We start from the raw sequence: 15,083 nt of genomic DNA on the forward strand, positions 1-15,083 counted from the left end.
GCAATGGCCTATCAGTTCGCTTTCGCCCCGGTGCTCGCCCAGGCCGACCTGCTGCTCAAGGGTGCACTGTTCACCCTTGAGCTGACCGCCATCGGCGCGCTGCTCGGGGTGGCCGTGGGCATCGTCGGCGGCGCCGTGCGGGCCTGGCAGATCAAGCCGTTCGCCGGCCTGTTCGGGGTCTACGTGGAGTTGATCCGCAACACGCCCTTCCTGGTGCAGCTGTTCTTCATCTTCTTCGGCCTGCCCAGCCTGGGTGTGCAGATCAGCGAGTGGCAGGCCGCGGTGCTGGCCATGGTGGTCAATCTGGGGGCCTACTCCACCGAGATCATCCGTGCCGGTATCCAGGCCATACCCAAGGGCCAGCTCGAAGCGTCGGCGGCCCTGGCCATGAGCCGGTTCGAAGCCTTCCGCTACGTAGTCCTGCAGCCCGCGCTGGCCAAGGTCTGGCCGGCGCTGAGCAGCCAGATCATCATCGTCATGCTGGGCTCGGCGGTGTGTTCGCAGATCGCCACGCAGGAGCTGAGCTTCTACGCCAACTTCATCCAGTCACGTAATTTCCGCGCCTTCGAAACGTATCTGCTGACCACCCTGGTGTACCTGGTCATGTCGATCCTGATCCGCATGCTGCTGAACTGGTTGGGTCGGCGTTTCATCATGAGGAACAGTTGATGGATTTCACCCTGTGGGACATCGTGCGCAATCTGCTCACCGGCCTGCAATGGACCCTGGCCCTGAGCCTGGTGGCGTTCATCGGCGGCGGGCTGATCGGCTTGCTGGTGATGACCCTGCGCATCTCCCCCATGCATCCGCTGCGCACCGTAGCGCGCTGCTACATCGAAGTGTTTCAGGGCACGCCGCTGCTGATGCAGCTGTTTCTGGTGTTCTTCGGCGTGGCGCTGATGGGCGTGGACATTTCGCCCTGGGTGGCCGCAGCCCTGGCCCTGACGCTGTTCACCAGTGCCTATCTGGCCGAGATCTGGCGCGGTTGCGTGGAGTCCATCGGCAACGGCCAGTGGGAAGCCTCGGCCAGCCTGGCGCTGACCCGGACCGAGCAACTGCGCTACGTGATCCTGCCCCAGGCCTTGCGCATCGCCGTGGCGCCGACCGTGGGCTTCTCGGTGCAGGTGGTCAAGGGCACTGCGGTGACCTCGATCATCGGCTTCACCGAGCTGACCAAGACCGGCAGCATGCTGGCCAACGCCACCTTCGAACCCTTCATGGTCTACGGCTTCGTCGCCCTGGGCTACTTCGCCCTGTGCTACCCGCTGTCGCTCAGTGCCCGTTATCTGGAAAGGAGGCTGCATGCCGCTGCTTAGGATTTCCGCCCTGCACAAGTACTACGGCGATCATCATGTGCTCAAGGGCATCGACCTGAGTGTGGACGAAGGTCAGGTGGTCGCGATCATCGGCCGCAGTGGTTCGGGCAAGAGCACCTTGCTGCGCACCCTGAACGGCCTGGAATCGATCAATGACGGCGTCATCGAAGTCGATGGTGAATACCTGGATGCCGCGCGCGCCGATTTGCGCAGTCTGCGCCAGAAGGTCGGCATGGTGTTCCAGCAGTTCAACCTGTTCCCGCACCTGAGCGTGGGCGAGAACGTCATGCTCGCCCCGCAGGTGGTGCAGAAGGTGCCCAAGACCCGCGCCCGCGAACTGGCCCGCGAGATGCTCGAACGCGTCGGTCTGGGCGAGAAGTTCGATGCGTTCCCCGATCGGCTCTCCGGTGGCCAGCAGCAACGGGTGGCGATCGCCCGGGCCCTGGCCATGTCGCCCAAGGTGCTGCTGTGCGACGAAATCACCTCGGCGCTGGATCCGGAACTGGTCAACGAAGTGCTCAGCGTGGTGCGCAAGCTGGCCGAGGATGGCATGACGCTGATCATGGTCACCCACGAAATGCGCTTCGCCCGCGAAGTCGGTGACAAGCTGGTGTTCATGCACCACGGCAAGGTGCACGAAGTGGGCGACCCCAAGGACTTGTTCGCCAATCCGCGTACACCCGAGCTGGCGCAGTTCATCGGCATGCAGCCGGCCTGAAGGCCATTGGGGCTCGCCAGAGCTCGAGCCTGGGGGCAAAGATCAGGATGGCGCGTTGGCGCCGTCGCCTGATCGTGGCACGATGCGGGGGTTAACGACCGAGATCCTTTGACCATGCCGCAGACCAAAGCCAAGAACCTGTCCCTGATCGCCGCCATCGACCTGGGCTCGAACAGCTTTCATATGGTGGTGGCCAAGGCCCACGTCAATGAAATCCGCATCCTCGAACGTCAGGGGGAAAAGGTCCAGCTTGCCGCCGGCATCGACGAGGAGCGCAAGCTCAGCGAAGAGTCGATGCAACGCGGCCTGGACTGCCTCAAGCGCTTCGCCCAGCTGATCAACGGCCTGCCCCTGGGCGCCGTGCGCATCGTGGGCACCAACGCCCTGCGCGAAGCCCGCAACCGCAATGAATTCATCGTCCGCGCCGAGCAGATCCTGGGCCATCCGGTGGAAGTCATCTCCGGCCGCGAAGAAGCTCGCCTCATCTATCTGGGCGTTTCCCATACCCTGGCCGACACTCCGGGCAAGCGCCTGGTTGCCGACATCGGCGGCGGCAGCACCGAGTTCATCATCGGCCAGCGGTTCGAACCTCTGTTGCGCGAAAGCCTGCAGATGGGCTGCGTGAGCTACACCCAGCGCTACTTTCGCGACGGCAAGATCACACCTGCCCGCTATGCTCAGGCCTACACGGCGGCGCGTCTGGAGATCATGAGCATCGAAAACGCTCTGCATCGGCTCAGTTGGGACGAGGCCATCGGCTCCTCCGGCACCATCCGCGCCATCGGCCTGGCACTGAAGGCCGGCGGTCAGGGCAGCGGCGAGGTCAACGCCGACGGGCTGGCCTGGCTCAAGCGCAAGCTGTTCAAGCTGGGCGATGTCGACAAGATCGATTTCGACGGCATCAAGCCGGATCGGCGGACCATCTTCCCGGCGGGTCTGGCGATTCTCGAGGCGATCTTCGATGCCCTCGCCCTGCAGCGCATGGACCACTGCGATGGCGCCCTGCGTGAAGGCGTGCTGTACGACCTGCTGGGTCGTCACCACCACGAGGACGTGCGCGAGCGCACCCTGAGTTCGCTGATGACCCGCTATCACGTCGACGTCGAGCAGGCCGAGCGCGTGGAGCGCAAGGCCCTGCATGCCTTCGACCAGGTGGCAGCGGACTGGGGGCTGGAAGATGGGGTCTGGCGCGAACTGCTGGGCTGGGCGGCGAAGGTCCACGAGATTGGCCTGGACATCGCCCACTACCATTACCACAAGCACGGCGCCTACCTGATCGAACACTCGGATCTGGCCGGCTTCTCGCGTGAAGACCAGCAGATGCTCGCGCTGCTGGTGCGTGGCCACCGACGCAACATCCCCAAGGACAAGTTCGCCGAGTTCGGTGATGACGGGGAGCAGTTGATCCGCCTGTGCGTGCTGCTGCGCTTCGCCATCCTGTTCCACCACATTCGCGGCACGCAGACGATGCCGGCGGTTTCCCTGCATGCCAAGGCCAAGAGCCTGGACGTGGTGTTCCCCGATGGCTGGCTGGAAAACAACCAACTGACCCAGGCCGATTTCGCCCAGGAAGCCGAATGGCTGACCCGCGTGGGCTTTACCCTGACCGTTCGCTGAAGACCGCACAGGCCCTTTCGCGGGCAGAGACCCGCTCCCACATTGGAATGCGATCCCTGTGGGAGGTGGGTTTTACCCTGACCGTTCGCTGAAGACCGCACAGGCCCTTTCGCGGGCAGAGACCCGCTCCCACATTGGAATGCGATCCCTGTGGGAGGTGGGCTTTACCCTGACCGTTCGCTGAAGACCGCACAGGCCCTTTCGCGGGCAGAGACCCGCTCCTACATTGGAATGCGATCCCTGTGGGAGGTGGGCTTTACCCTGACCGTTCGCTGAAGACCGCACAGGCCCTTTCGCGGGCAGAAACCCGCTCCCACATTGGAATGCGATCCCTGTGGGAGCGGGTCTCTGCCCGCGAAGGGCGCGCCGCCGATCGTGATGTCTGCTAGCGCACCGGCAGGATCGGGTTGCTCAGCCGTTCCAGCAGGGTGTCCTGTGCACTGCGGGCATTCTGGTTGCCGGTCGGCGTGTTGCGCACGTAGCGCCCGTCGGCCTGCAGGATCCAGGAATGGGTGTTGTCGGTCAGGTAGCTCTCCAGCTCCTTCTTGACCCGCATGATCAGCTTCTTGCCTTCGACCGGGAAACAGGTCTCCACACGCTTGTCGAGGTTGCGCTCCATCCAGTCGGCGCTGGACAGGAACATTTGCTCCTCGCCACCGTTGAGGAAGTAGAACACCCGCGTGTGCTCCAGGAAGCGCCCGATGATCGAGCGCACATGGATATTGTGCGACACCCCGGGAATGCCCGGCCGCAGGCAGCACATGCCGCGCACCACCAGATCGATGCGCACGCCGGACTGGCTGGCCTTGTACAACGCGCGGATGATCTTCGGATCGGTCAGCGAGTTGAACTTGGCGATGATGTGCGCCGGCTTGCCATCAAGCGCGTACTGAGTTTCGCGCGCAATCATGTCGAGCATGCCCTTCTTCAGCGTGAAGGGTGCATGCAGCAGCTTTTTCATGCGCAGCGTCTTGCCCATGCCGATCAACTGACTGAACAGTTTGCCGACGTCTTCGCACAGCGCATCGTCCGAGGTCAGCAGGCTGTAGTCGGTGTACAGCTTGGCGTTGCCGGCATGGTAGTTGCCGGTACCCAGATGCGCATAACGCACGATCTCACCGCCTTCGCGGCGCAGGATGAGCATCATCTTGGCGTGGGTCTTGAACCCCACCACGCCATAGATGACCACCGCGCCGGCGGCCTGCAGGCGGCTGGCCAGCTGCAGGTTGGATTCTTCGTCGAAGCGCGCGCGCAATTCGACGACTGCGGTCACTTCCTTGCCGTTGCGCGCGGCATCCACCAGCGCATCGACGATCTCGGAGTTGGCACCGCTGCGATACAGCGTCTGCCGCACGGCCAGCACATGGGGATCCTTGGCGGCCTGGCGCAGCAGATCGACCACTGGCGTGAACGACTCGAAAGGGTGCAGCAGGAGGATGTCCTGCTTGCTGACCACACTGAAGATGTTCTCGCTGTTCTGCAGCAGTTTTGGGATCTGCGGCGTGAACGGCAGGTATTGCAGTTCTGGGTGGCTGTCCAGACCGGTGATGCTGAACAGACGCGTCAGGTTGACCGGGCCGTTGACCTGATAGAGCTCGGTCTCGGACAGGTTGAACTGCTTGAGCAGGTAGTCGGACAGATGCTTGGGGCAGGTGTCGGCCACTTCCAGGCGCACCGCATCACCGTAGCGCCGCGAGAACAACTCGCCGCGCAGGGCACGCGCCAGGTCTTCGACGTCTTCGGTGTCCACGGACAGGTCGGCGTTACGGGTCAGGCGGAACTGGTAGCAGCCCTTCACCTTCATGCCCTGGAACAGGTCATCGGCGTGGGCATGGATCATCGAGGACAGGAAGACGAAATTGTCGCCTGGACCACCGACGTCCTCGGGCACCTTGATCACCCGTGGCAACAAGCGCGGCGCCGGTATGATCGCCAGACCCGAGTCACGGCCGAAGGCGTCGATGCCTTCGAGCTCGACGATGAAGTTCAGGCTCTTGTTCACCAGCAGCGGGAACGGGTGTGTGGGGTCCAGCCCGATCGGCGTGATGATCGGGGCGATTTCGTCACGGAAATAACGACGCACCCAGGTCTTGAGCTTGGTCGTCCAGTGCCGGCGGCGAATGAAGCGAACCTGGTGCTTCTCCAGCTCCGGCAACAGGATGTCGTTGAGGATCGCGTACTGGCGATCGACGTGCCCATGCACCAGCTCGCTGATTCGCGCCAGCGCCTGATGAGGCTGCAGACCATCGGCCCCGGCCTGTTCACGGGCGAAGGTGATCTGCTTCTTCAGGCCCGCCACACGGATCTCGAAGAACTCGTCGAGGTTGCTGGAGAAGATCAGCAGAAACTTGAGCCGCTCGAGCAACGGATAGGATTCATCCAGTGCCTGCTCCAGCACGCGGATGTTGAACTGCAACTGCGACAGCTCGCGGTGGATGTACAGGCTGCTGTCGTCCAGCCCCGGCACGACGATGTGCGGCGCCGGCGCGAGGGCCTCGCTCGGGTGCGCGGGTTCGACGATGGCTTCTATGACCAACGGCGCTTCTACCGGGGTTTCGACCACCGGCTGGTCTTGAGTGAGAGCGACTTGCGTCTGGGCTTCGTTGTTCATCTGGCGTTCCCGGGGGCGTAACTGCCCTCTGCAATTGAGCGGCACGGATCGCGTAATGCGTCAGGATGCCATTGGCGCCTGCACGCTTGGAAGGGGGGCGCGACAGTTATAAGCATCGATTATGACGTTCGCATGACAGGCCTGGCCGCATACACATGCTGTCTACGATCTCAGGTTGACAAGCATTGTTCACGACAAGACACATTTGGACACTTTCATGTATGCCCATGAAGGGTTAGGCTGCGCATTCACTTCGCCAGCATCGATAAAATGCTCCAACAATTCCTGAACGATTTTGGCTACTTCGCCCTGTTCCTCGGCACGTTCTTCGAAGGCGAGACCATTCTGGTCCTGGCCGGATTCCTGGCGTTCCGTGGCTACATGGATATCAACATGGTTGTGGTGGTGGCCTTCTTCGGCAGCTACGCAGGCGACCAGCTCTGGTATTTCATGGGCCGCAAGCATGGCCGCAAGCTGTTGGCGCGCAAACCTCGCTGGCAGTTGCTGGGTGACCGCGCGCTGGAGCATATCCGCCGGCATCCGGACATCTGGGTCCTGAGCTTCCGCTTCGTCTATGGTCTGCGCACCGTTATGCCGGTGGCCATCGGCCTGTCGGGCTATCCCCCGCGACGCTATTTGCTGCTCAATGGCATTGGCGCGGCGGTGTGGGCCACCGCACTGGGATTGGCGGCCTATCATTTCGGCTCGTTCCTGGAACACATGCTGGGCAACGTGAAGAAATACGAGCTGTGGGTGCTGGGTGCGCTGGTACTGATCGGCGCCTTGCTGTGGATACGCCGCCGCATCAAAGCGGCCCGCATCGCCCGCCAGGCTCGCCTGCAACCCCCTGCAGTCACGCCTGCGCCCAGCGACGAACAGCCCTGATCGCCGACTCGAACTGAACACGCGACGCCGATCGGGATCCATGCTACTGAAACAGCGGACAGAATCGGAGTTCGACATGACCAAGAAAATCGCGGTGATCCTTTCCGGCTGTGGCGTCTATGACGGCAGCGAAATTCAGGAAAGCGTGATCACCCTGCTGCGTTTGGACCAGCGTGGCTGCGAAGTGCAGTGCTTCGCTCCCGACGTTGCCCAGAAGCACGTGATCAACCACCTCAGTGGCGAGGAAATGCCCGAATCACGCAACGTGCTGGTGGAATCGGCGCGGATCGCCCGTGGCGAGGTGAAGGACATCGCCCTGGCCAACGCCGACGATTTCGATGCCTTGATCGTCCCCGGCGGTTTCGGCGCAGCAAAGAACCTGTCTTCCTTCGCCAGCGACGGCGCCGCCTGTTCGGTGAACCTGCAGGTGCAGGCACTGGCCGAAGCCTTCGCCGAAGCACGCAAGCCGGTTGGCCTGATCTGCATCTCGCCGGCACTGGCCGCCAAGATCTACGGACCCGGCGTGACCTGCACCATCGGCACCGATGCCGATACCGCGCAGGCCATCGAGAAGATGGGCGGCACTCACCAGGAATGCGAAGTGACCGAGATCGTCGAGGACAGCGCGCGCAAGCTGGTCAGCACGCCCGCCTACATGAGCGCAAAGACCATCAGCGAAGCCGCTGCCGGTATCAATAAACTGGTGGATCGGGTGATCGAGCTGACCCAGGCCTGAGTGCTGCTGTGCAGGCAGGTCTAGGGAACGGGGTCCGCCTGGTAGTGATCGGCCATGAAATCGACAAAGGCGCGGACCTTGGCTGGCAGATGCGCGGCGCTAGGGTAGAGCGCGTAGTAGCTACGCGCTCCCAGCGTCACCTCTGGTAATACCCGCACCAGGCGCCCGGCGCGCAGATCGCGCGCCACGGTTGCCAGGGTGAAGGCGGCAATCCCCAAGCCCGCGACAGCGGCCGTGTGCAACGCGGCAATGCTGTCGCTGCGCAGTTGCCGTCCGGCGTCCACACTTTGCACCGTCTGCTCACCCATGTGCAGTTGCCAGTGTGCTTCATCGGCATAGGCCAACAAACTGTGCGCCAGCAGATCGTCCACGCCTCGAGGCAATCCACGGCGATACAGGTAGGCCGGCGAGGCGACCAGCACCATGGGTGACACGGTCAGCAAGCGCGCGACCATGGTGCTGTCGGACAACGGCGGGCCACTGATGCGCAGGGCAACGTCGAAACCGTCGGCCACCAGATCCACCAAGGGATCCGAGCACGACATGTCCAGCTGGATATCCGGGAAGCGCTCCTGAAAAGCCGGCAACCAGAACGGCAGTTCCAGTGTTCCCAACACGAGCGGAACGCTGATACGCAAGCGACCGGAGGGCTGCTTGTGTACGCGCGCTTCCTCGGCTGCGGCATCGACCCGCTGCAGGATATCGACACAGGCCGTGTAGTAGCGTTTGCCCGCATCCGTAAGGCTCAGCTGCCGTGACGTCCGGTTGAGCAGCCGCGCACCCAGCTCGCTCTCCAACTGCTGCAATTGCCGGGATACCGTCGAATGAGTGGTCTCCAGGCGCTCTGCTGCGCCGGTGAAACTGCGTGTTTCCACCAGGCAACGGAAGATGCGCATTGCGAGCAGTTGATTCATTCAGGGCTCAACGTACAGGTAACGCCTGGATCTGCGCGGTGCTCAGCACATCGCCGAAGGTGTCTTCGATTTCCGCCAGCGCGGCTGCGTGCAGTGCCTTGTCATCAACGCTCTGGCCGTTGAAGCGGGTAATGCTGCGGGTCGCCGACGCATCGGACGCTACCACCACGTTATAGCCCAGCGGCACCGCGTCGCGGGCAGCGCCTGCCACACATGCATGAGTCATCAGGCCAGCGACCAGGACAGTATCGATGCCACGAGCCTTGAGCTGAGTGTCCAGATCGGTACTGGCGAAAACGCTGACCGTATTCTTGCGCAACACCTGATCAGTGGCACGGGGCTGCAGGCGTGGGTGAAACTTCACTGTTTCACCACCCTCGGCGAACAGTGCCGACCCCGCAGGTGCAACGTGTTGCACGTGGAACACCGGGATCTTGTGGCGATCGGCGTAGCCAATCAATTCCTGGGTATTGGCCAGAGCGGTGGGACCGTCGGGAATCGGCATCTTGCCGGTGAAGTACTCGTTCTGGAAATCGATTACCAGCAGCGCCGTCTTGCCGGCAGGAAGGTGCTGCACGGGCGCCGCACCGAACATTGCCCGAATGGTCGGTTGGTTAGGAGTCTCGGTGCTTGCGCCAGCAGAGCCGACGCCTGCGGCAAGCAGACCGGCACACAGCAAACGGCGGGGGAAAGCGAACATGGGCGGTATCCTGTCAGAAGTGAGCGCCCAGTCTAGGGTTGGCACTGCCCTGCTCCCAGACTGAAACCGCAACACGATCTGTGCAGCCACCGCACAGATCGGGTTCAGGCAGGCACTCGGCGCAAGGTCGCGAGCAACGTCGCAGCGGCCACGAACAGTCCCGCGAAGGTACGGTTCATGCGCCGCTGCTGACGGGGCGTGCGCAACAGGCGCAAGACCTTGGCCGCAAGCCCCGTGTAGCCGGCCATGACGATCAGGTCCACGGTTATCATGGTCGCTGCAATGGTCAGGTATTGGGCCAGCAGTGGCGCGTGTGGATTGATGAACTGTGGTAGTACCGCAAGCATGAACACCAGTGCCTTGGGGTTGCCGACGTTCACCAGAAAGCCTCGAAGAACCAGACTGGACGCTTTGCCTGTCGGCTTTTGCTGGGTTTCTTCACTGATGTCGGCGGGCAGCGCACGCCACTGCTTGACGGCCAGATAGAGCAGATACAGCACACCAAACCACTTGATGGCCTGGAACGCCGTGGCGGACGCTGCCAGCACGGCCCCGACGCCCGCGGCGATGATCACGATCTGCAGGAGCAGCCCCAACTGCAGGCCAATTGCATTCCAGTAACCGCGCAGGAAACCGTGCTGCAGGCCGCTGGACATTGACGCAATGGCCCCGGCACCCGGTGAAAGGCTGATGATCCAGCACGCAGCAAAAAAGGCCAACCAGGTTTCCAGCAACATACGGACCTCGACGCTTGAATAGGGACAGCCTAAGGTAAAGCGGCGCAGCGAATTTGGCTATGGGCCTGTGACGGCGGCCCGGCATCGCGCCGCAGCGTCAGCCCAATGCCTCGAGTTGTGCCTGCATGTCTTCGAGCAGCTCCAGCGCTTCCATCCACTGCTCCTCCAGCTCGCTCTCGCGAACCTTGAGCTTGGCCTGCTGGGCAAGCTGATCGCGCAATTCATCCTTGCGCGCGGCCTCGTAGAGCGCGCTGTCGGATAAGGCCGCTTCTATCTTCGCCAGCTTCTCGTGCACCTCACCCAGATCGCGCTCCAGCTTGTCGGCCTGGCGCTTGTGCGGAGCCAACTGCTGACGCAAGGCAGCGGCAGCCTGGCGCTGGGCTTTCTTGTCGGTCTTGTCGGGATTGACCGGGGTGTTGCTGACCGGGGCATGGCGTTGACGATAATCCACCAGCCAGCGCGCGTAGTCGTCCAGATCGCCATCGAAGGGCTCGACCTTGCCATCGGCCACCAGCAGGAAGTCGTCCGTGGTGCTCTTGAGCAAGTGCCGGTCGTGGGACACCACCAGTACCGCGCCACTGAATTCCTGCAGGGCCATGGTCAGGGCCAGGCGCATCTCCAGGTCCAGGTGGTTGGTCGGTTCATCGAGCAGCAACAGGTTGGGCCGCTCCCAGGCGATCAAGGCCAGCGCCAGGCGCGCTTTTTCACCGCCGGAGAAATTCAGCACCGGCTCGTCGATGCGCGCACCGCGGAAATCGAAGCCGCCGAGGAAATCGCGCAGCACCTGTTCCCGCTCGGTAGGCGCCAGGCGTTGCAGATGCAGCAACGGGCTGGCCTTGCTGTCCAGAGAATCAAGCTGGTGCTGGGCGAAATAGCCCACCACCAGATTCTCGCCACGCATCAGGCGCCCGCCGATGGGCGTCAGCTCACCGGCGAGGTTCTTGATCAGGGTCGACTTGCCGGCGCCGTTGGGGCCCAGCAAACCAATGCGCGCACCGGGCGCCAACTGCAGCTTGACCTTCTCCAGCACAGCCTTGTCGCCATAGCCGAGGCGACCTTCGGAGAGGTCGAGCAACGGGCTGGAAATCTTCACCGACTCGCGGAAGACGAAATCGAAGGGCGAGTCGACGTGCGCCGCCGACAGCTCCTCCATGCGCTCCAGGGCCTTGATCCGGCTCTGAGCCTGGCGCGCCTTGGTGGCCTGAGCCTTGAAACGGGCGATGTACTTCTCCATGTGCGCCCGCTGCGCCTGCTGCTTCTCGTAGGCTTGCTGCTGCTGCGCTAGGCGTTCGGCGCGAGCGCGTTCGAAGGCGCTGTAGCCGCCGCGATACAGGGTCAGCTTCTGTTGTTCGACGTGCGCTACGTGATCGACCACTTCGTCAAGGAAGTCGCGGTCGTGGGAGATCAGCAGCAAGGTGCCGGGATAGCCTTTCAGCCAGTCTTCGAGCCACAGGATGGCGTCGAGGTCCAGGTGGTTGGTCGGCTCATCAAGCAGCAGCAGGTCGGAGGGACACATCAAGGCCTGCGCCAGGCTCAGACGCATCCGCCAGCCACCGGAAAAATCCCCGACCTGACGATCCATCTGCTCGTTGCTGAAGCCCAGCCCGGCCAGCAACTTGCGGGCGCGAGCGTCGGCGGTATAGCCATCGGCGCTGTCGAGCTCGGCATGCAAACGAGCCTGGGCGGCGCCATCCTGCCGGGCTTCGGCGTCGGCCAGGGCATGCTGCACTTCGCGCAGACGTACATCGCCGTCGAGCACGTAGTCGACCGCAATGCGTTCGAGGGTATCGACTTCCTGGCGCATGTGGGCGATGCGCCAGTCGGCGGGCAGGTAGCAATCGCCCGAGTCGGGCGCAAGCTCGCCGCGCAACAGGGCGAACAGGCTGGATTTGCCGGCACCGTTGGCACCGATGAGACCGGCTTTCTGACCGGCGTGCAGAGTCAGCTCGGCATCTTCTAGCAGACGCTGCGGGCCACGCTGTAAAGTGAGGTTCTGAAGTCGGATCATAATGGCGGCGAAGTCTACCAGCTTCCTTGCCCACTGGCGCGAGTAGCACGATGCACGATGAATTGTGGGAGTTTGCCTTGAAGCTCTATGCCCGACCGGGCATCGAGGCCGCCTGCCTGCAGTTGCAGGCAGAAGGCGCCAATGTGTGCCTGCTGCTGTGCGGCGCCTGGCTGGGTGCCAGAGGCGTGGCCTGTTCGCATGAGCGTGTGATGCTGCTGCAGGCGATCGCCACGCCCTGGCACGATGAGGTCGTGCGACCACTGCGCGAGCTTCGCCAGCAGTGGCGCGCAAAGGCCATGCATGATCCCGAGCTGATGCCGCTGCGTGAATCGATCAAGGCGCTGGAACTCAATGCCGAGCGCCAGTTGCTGCAGCGCCTGCACCGCCAAGCCGCTCCGTGGCTCCTTGCCGCGGAACAGTCCAACATGACTTGGCTGCCCGCCCTGCTACCGGCGCCGGCTGCAGGCGTCAGCGATGCATTGCGGACACTGAGCGTGGCAGCCCGCGAGACTCAGGCCTCGCTGGACGACGCGCCACCTTTGTCTGGCTGACCAGCCACGCCTTGGGTATCTGACTCGGTCGCGCTCGTATGAACGGCTGCCGCCAGCGACTTGGCGGCGGCAGGCTTCCTTGCAGGCCGGGCGGCAGGCTTGGCAGGCGCCTTCGCTTCGGGCTTGACCGCTGCGCCTGGCGCGGCGAGGGCCTTGCGCGTGGTGCTGCGCGAAACAGCAGGTTTGCTTGCAGTGGCGGCGGCAGCGGCTCGGGTGGTCTTGCTCGCTGCCGGCTTGGCTGCGGCACGCGCGGTCGAAGCTGTCGGACTGGTTTTGGCTGGGGTACGAGCAGCAGGCTTGGTCGCCGAGCTGGCAGGCTGAGTGACGGATGCCGTGGTCACCTTGGGCTTGGCCGAACGGGTTTCGATGGCCTTGCTGGCCGCTTCGCGGACACGACCCACGCCGGCTGCCAGCTTCAGGCTCTCCTGGGCATCGCGCTTGAGCTCGACGATGTAGGCGCGGGTTTCGGCCTGGCGTTCCTTGAGATCGTCGAGCAGCTCCTCGAGTTCGCTCACCGAATCATGCGCCTTGGCCTGTTTCTTTTTTTTGCCGGCGGCAGCGGCGTCCTGCACTTTGGTGCGCGACTTGTGCAGTTTTTCCTGAGCCTTGCCGCGTTGCTTCTCGAGCTTGGCGAGCAGTTTTTCAGCATCGGCCAAGGCTTGGGAACATGCACTTTCAAGGTGCTCGAGCAAACTACCGGACAGCTGTTGCAGCAAATGCAGCGGGGTGTTTACAGGCTTCTTGTTAGCCGACATAGGTTACCTCCGGGCCGATGGGTTGAGGCTCATACTAGACCTGAGACCGTAGAGCCGCCAGAACATGTTGACCCTACCTGCCAGCCCCCGTTGCGCACTCGGTGGCATAATCGCTCGATGCTCGGTCTGTCTTGTTCTGGAGAACCCCCATGTTGTCTCGCCTGCTGCTGTCGTTGTCCCTGGTGCCGTTGTCGCTGGTGTGGTCGCAAGCGCACGCTGCGCAGGGTACACCGGATGATGGCCACGACCTGGCCTATAGTGTGGGTGCCAGCTTGGGCGAACGCCTGCGTCAGGACGCCCCCGGCCTTCAACTGGACGCCTTGGTCAAGGGCTTGCAGCAAGCCTACCGGCAGGAGCCGCTGGCCTTGAGCGATGAGCGCATGGGCCAGCTACTGGCTCAATACCAGGCGCAGGCGGACAAGGCTGACACCGGCCCGGACACGGAAAAGGCGCAGGCGGCCGAGCGTCGCTTCATGGCCGGCGAGCGGGCCAAGGCTGGTGTGCGGGAGATCTCGGACGGGGTGCTGATAACCGTACTCGAACCTGGGGCAGGCAGCCCTGCCACGGCCGATGAGCGCGTGCAGGTTCAATACATGGGGAGGTTGCCTGACGGCAGCGTGTTCGACCAAAGCAAACAGCCGCAGTGGTTTCGCTTGAACAGCGTCATCGAAGGCTGGCGTACGGCACTGCAACAGATGCCTACGGGTGCGAAATGGCGCGTGGTGATTGCCTCGGCCCACGCCTATGGTGCGGAAGGCGCAGGAGATCTGATCCCCCCCTACACGCCACTCACCTTTGATATCCAACTGTTGGCCACGGCCCCATAGGGCCGTACCTGGGACGAATCACGCCTGAGCGACGGATTCCTCCTTGTGGGCGTTGTGCAGCACTTCGATCAGGCAATCCTCGAGCTCGAAGCGCTCGTGCAGCAAGCCTCCCAGTTCCTTGAGCTTTTCCAGGATGACGGCGGCATCGGAGCAGTCGCCCTTGTCGCAGTAGTCGTTGAAGTCGAGGGCTTTCTGGGTGATCTCGTCGATGCGTGGCCAGATCGTATCGGCCAGCTCCAGACCACGCTTGTCGTTGAATGCCTTGGCTTCGTCGGTCAGTTGCTCGTAGATCTCGAAATGGCCTGCCGAGGTGTAGTCGACCAGCAAACCGCAGAAATCCTGAAGCCTTTTGCGATCCTCGACCAGCGCCTGAGGTGTGTCGCCCAGTGCATCGAAAGCCTTGATCAGCTCGTTGCGTTCCTGCAGCCAGCGATCGATCAGCAGGTGAACTCCGCCCCAGCGTTCCTGGGCATTCTTGCAGCTTTCCAACATGATGAGTGCTTCCCTTGTGGGTCATGCCCGGCGTCGCACTCCTGTATCACAGGAAGCAGGGCTCGGACCGATTCGCCGTCTGTGATGGCGAATGTCGATGTACGTGCAGGGGGAGATTATGCCCGTGCGCCAGTGGCATCAAGGTACGCATCGGATAAAGTTCATACAAGTGTTTAATCGTGGCAATACCGGAACGAATGCCGGATTTGCGGGCCT

At 62.9% G+C, this 15,083-nt stretch carries 14 protein-coding genes and 1 pseudogene; 8 read left to right on the forward strand and 7 right to left on the reverse strand.

The features are described 5' to 3' along the window. Positions 1 to 3 precede the first annotated feature (3 nt). From AC788_RS08870 to ppx, 4 genes are all read left to right on the forward strand, one after another. On the forward strand, positions 4 to 669 hold the full coding sequence (locus AC788_RS08870; RefSeq protein WP_049860299.1) for an amino acid ABC transporter permease: 666 nt from the start codon (positions 4 to 6) through the stop codon (positions 667 to 669). Further along, on the forward strand, positions 666 to 1,316 hold the full coding sequence (locus AC788_RS08875) for an amino acid ABC transporter permease (RefSeq protein WP_082223624.1): 651 nt from the start codon (positions 666 to 668) through the stop codon (positions 1,314 to 1,316). The genes AC788_RS08870 and AC788_RS08875 overlap by 4 nt, the downstream gene beginning before the upstream one ends. Then, positions 1,303 to 2,034 carry an amino acid ABC transporter ATP-binding protein gene (locus AC788_RS08880; RefSeq protein ID WP_049860301.1) on the forward strand — a complete coding sequence of 244 codons (732 nt, stop codon included), beginning with the start codon at positions 1,303 to 1,305 and terminating at the stop codon, positions 2,032 to 2,034. Before AC788_RS08875 ends, AC788_RS08880 begins: the two co-directional genes overlap by 14 nt. A gap of 114 nt (positions 2,035 to 2,148) precedes the next feature. Next, positions 2,149 to 3,651, forward strand: a complete 1,503-nt coding sequence (gene ppx / locus AC788_RS08885) for an exopolyphosphatase (protein WP_049860544.1) — start codon at positions 2,149 to 2,151, stop codon at positions 3,649 to 3,651. Positions 3,652 to 4,036: 385 nt separating this feature from the next. Here the strand turns inward: ppx and ppk1 are convergent, their stop codons facing one another. Beyond that, positions 4,037 to 6,262 (reverse strand): polyphosphate kinase 1, encoded by a 2,226-nt coding sequence (gene ppk1, locus AC788_RS08890; protein WP_049860302.1) that lies wholly within the window; start codon positions 6,260 to 6,262, stop codon positions 4,037 to 4,039. Between the two features lie 270 nt (positions 6,263 to 6,532). On the opposite strand from ppk1, the gene AC788_RS08895 reads away from it, so the two are divergent. Further along, entirely contained in the window at positions 6,533 to 7,147 is a 615-nt protein-coding gene (locus AC788_RS08895) for a DedA family protein (protein WP_049860303.1), read from the forward strand. A 76-nt stretch (positions 7,148 to 7,223) separates the two neighbouring features. Beyond that, entirely contained in the window at positions 7,224 to 7,883 is a 660-nt protein-coding gene (gene elbB / locus AC788_RS08900; RefSeq protein WP_049860304.1) for an isoprenoid biosynthesis glyoxalase ElbB, read from the forward strand. Positions 7,884 to 7,903: 20 nt separating this feature from the next. Here elbB and AC788_RS08905 read toward each other — a convergent pair whose 3' ends face one another. From AC788_RS08905 to AC788_RS08920, 4 genes are all read right to left on the reverse strand, one after another. Beyond that, positions 7,904 to 8,797: a LysR family transcriptional regulator gene (locus tag AC788_RS08905; protein WP_049860305.1), complete on the reverse strand. Its 894-nt coding sequence runs from the start codon at positions 8,795 to 8,797 to the stop codon at positions 7,904 to 7,906. 7 nt (positions 8,798 to 8,804) lie between these two features. Continuing rightward, the gene (locus AC788_RS08910) at positions 8,805 to 9,497 is read right to left on the reverse strand and encodes a cysteine hydrolase family protein (protein WP_049860306.1); all 693 of its coding nucleotides are present in this window, start codon (positions 9,495 to 9,497) and stop codon (positions 8,805 to 8,807) included. A gap of 104 nt (positions 9,498 to 9,601) precedes the next feature. Continuing rightward, on the reverse strand, positions 9,602 to 10,234 hold the full coding sequence (locus tag AC788_RS08915) for a LysE family transporter (protein WP_049860307.1): 633 nt from the start codon (positions 10,232 to 10,234) through the stop codon (positions 9,602 to 9,604). Positions 10,235 to 10,331: 97 nt separating this feature from the next. Further along, on the reverse strand, positions 10,332 to 12,242 hold the full coding sequence (locus tag AC788_RS08920; protein WP_049860308.1) for an ATP-binding cassette domain-containing protein: 1,911 nt from the start codon (positions 12,240 to 12,242) through the stop codon (positions 10,332 to 10,334). Between the two features lie 50 nt (positions 12,243 to 12,292). Here AC788_RS08920 and AC788_RS08925 point away from each other — a divergent pair, with 50 nt between their 5' ends. Then, the gene (locus AC788_RS08925) at positions 12,293 to 12,793 is read left to right on the forward strand and encodes a TIGR02444 family protein (protein WP_049860309.1); all 501 of its coding nucleotides are present in this window, start codon (positions 12,293 to 12,295) and stop codon (positions 12,791 to 12,793) included. On the opposite strand, the pseudogene AC788_RS08930 reads toward AC788_RS08925, so the two are convergent. Beyond that, positions 12,772 to 13,548, reverse strand: a pseudogene (locus AC788_RS08930) (AlgP family protein); the annotation flags it as partial. The gene AC788_RS08925 and the pseudogene AC788_RS08930 sit on opposite strands and share 22 nt — an antisense overlap. A 149-nt stretch (positions 13,549 to 13,697) precedes the next feature. On the opposite strand from AC788_RS08930, the gene AC788_RS08935 reads away from it, so the two are divergent. Next, on the forward strand, positions 13,698 to 14,375 hold the full coding sequence (locus tag AC788_RS08935) for an FKBP-type peptidyl-prolyl cis-trans isomerase (protein ID WP_049860311.1): 678 nt from the start codon (positions 13,698 to 13,700) through the stop codon (positions 14,373 to 14,375). Between the two features lie 18 nt (positions 14,376 to 14,393). Here the strand turns inward: AC788_RS08935 and AC788_RS08940 are convergent, their stop codons facing one another. Beyond that, on the reverse strand, positions 14,394 to 14,867 hold the full coding sequence (locus tag AC788_RS08940) for an Rsd/AlgQ family anti-sigma factor (RefSeq protein WP_049860312.1): 474 nt from the start codon (positions 14,865 to 14,867) through the stop codon (positions 14,394 to 14,396). Between the last annotated feature and the right edge of the window lie 216 nt (positions 14,868 to 15,083).

Source organism: Pseudomonas sp. RIT-PI-a (genome assembly GCF_001187875.1).
Classification (GTDB): domain Bacteria; phylum Pseudomonadota; class Gammaproteobacteria; order Pseudomonadales; family Pseudomonadaceae; genus Aquipseudomonas; species Aquipseudomonas coleopterorum.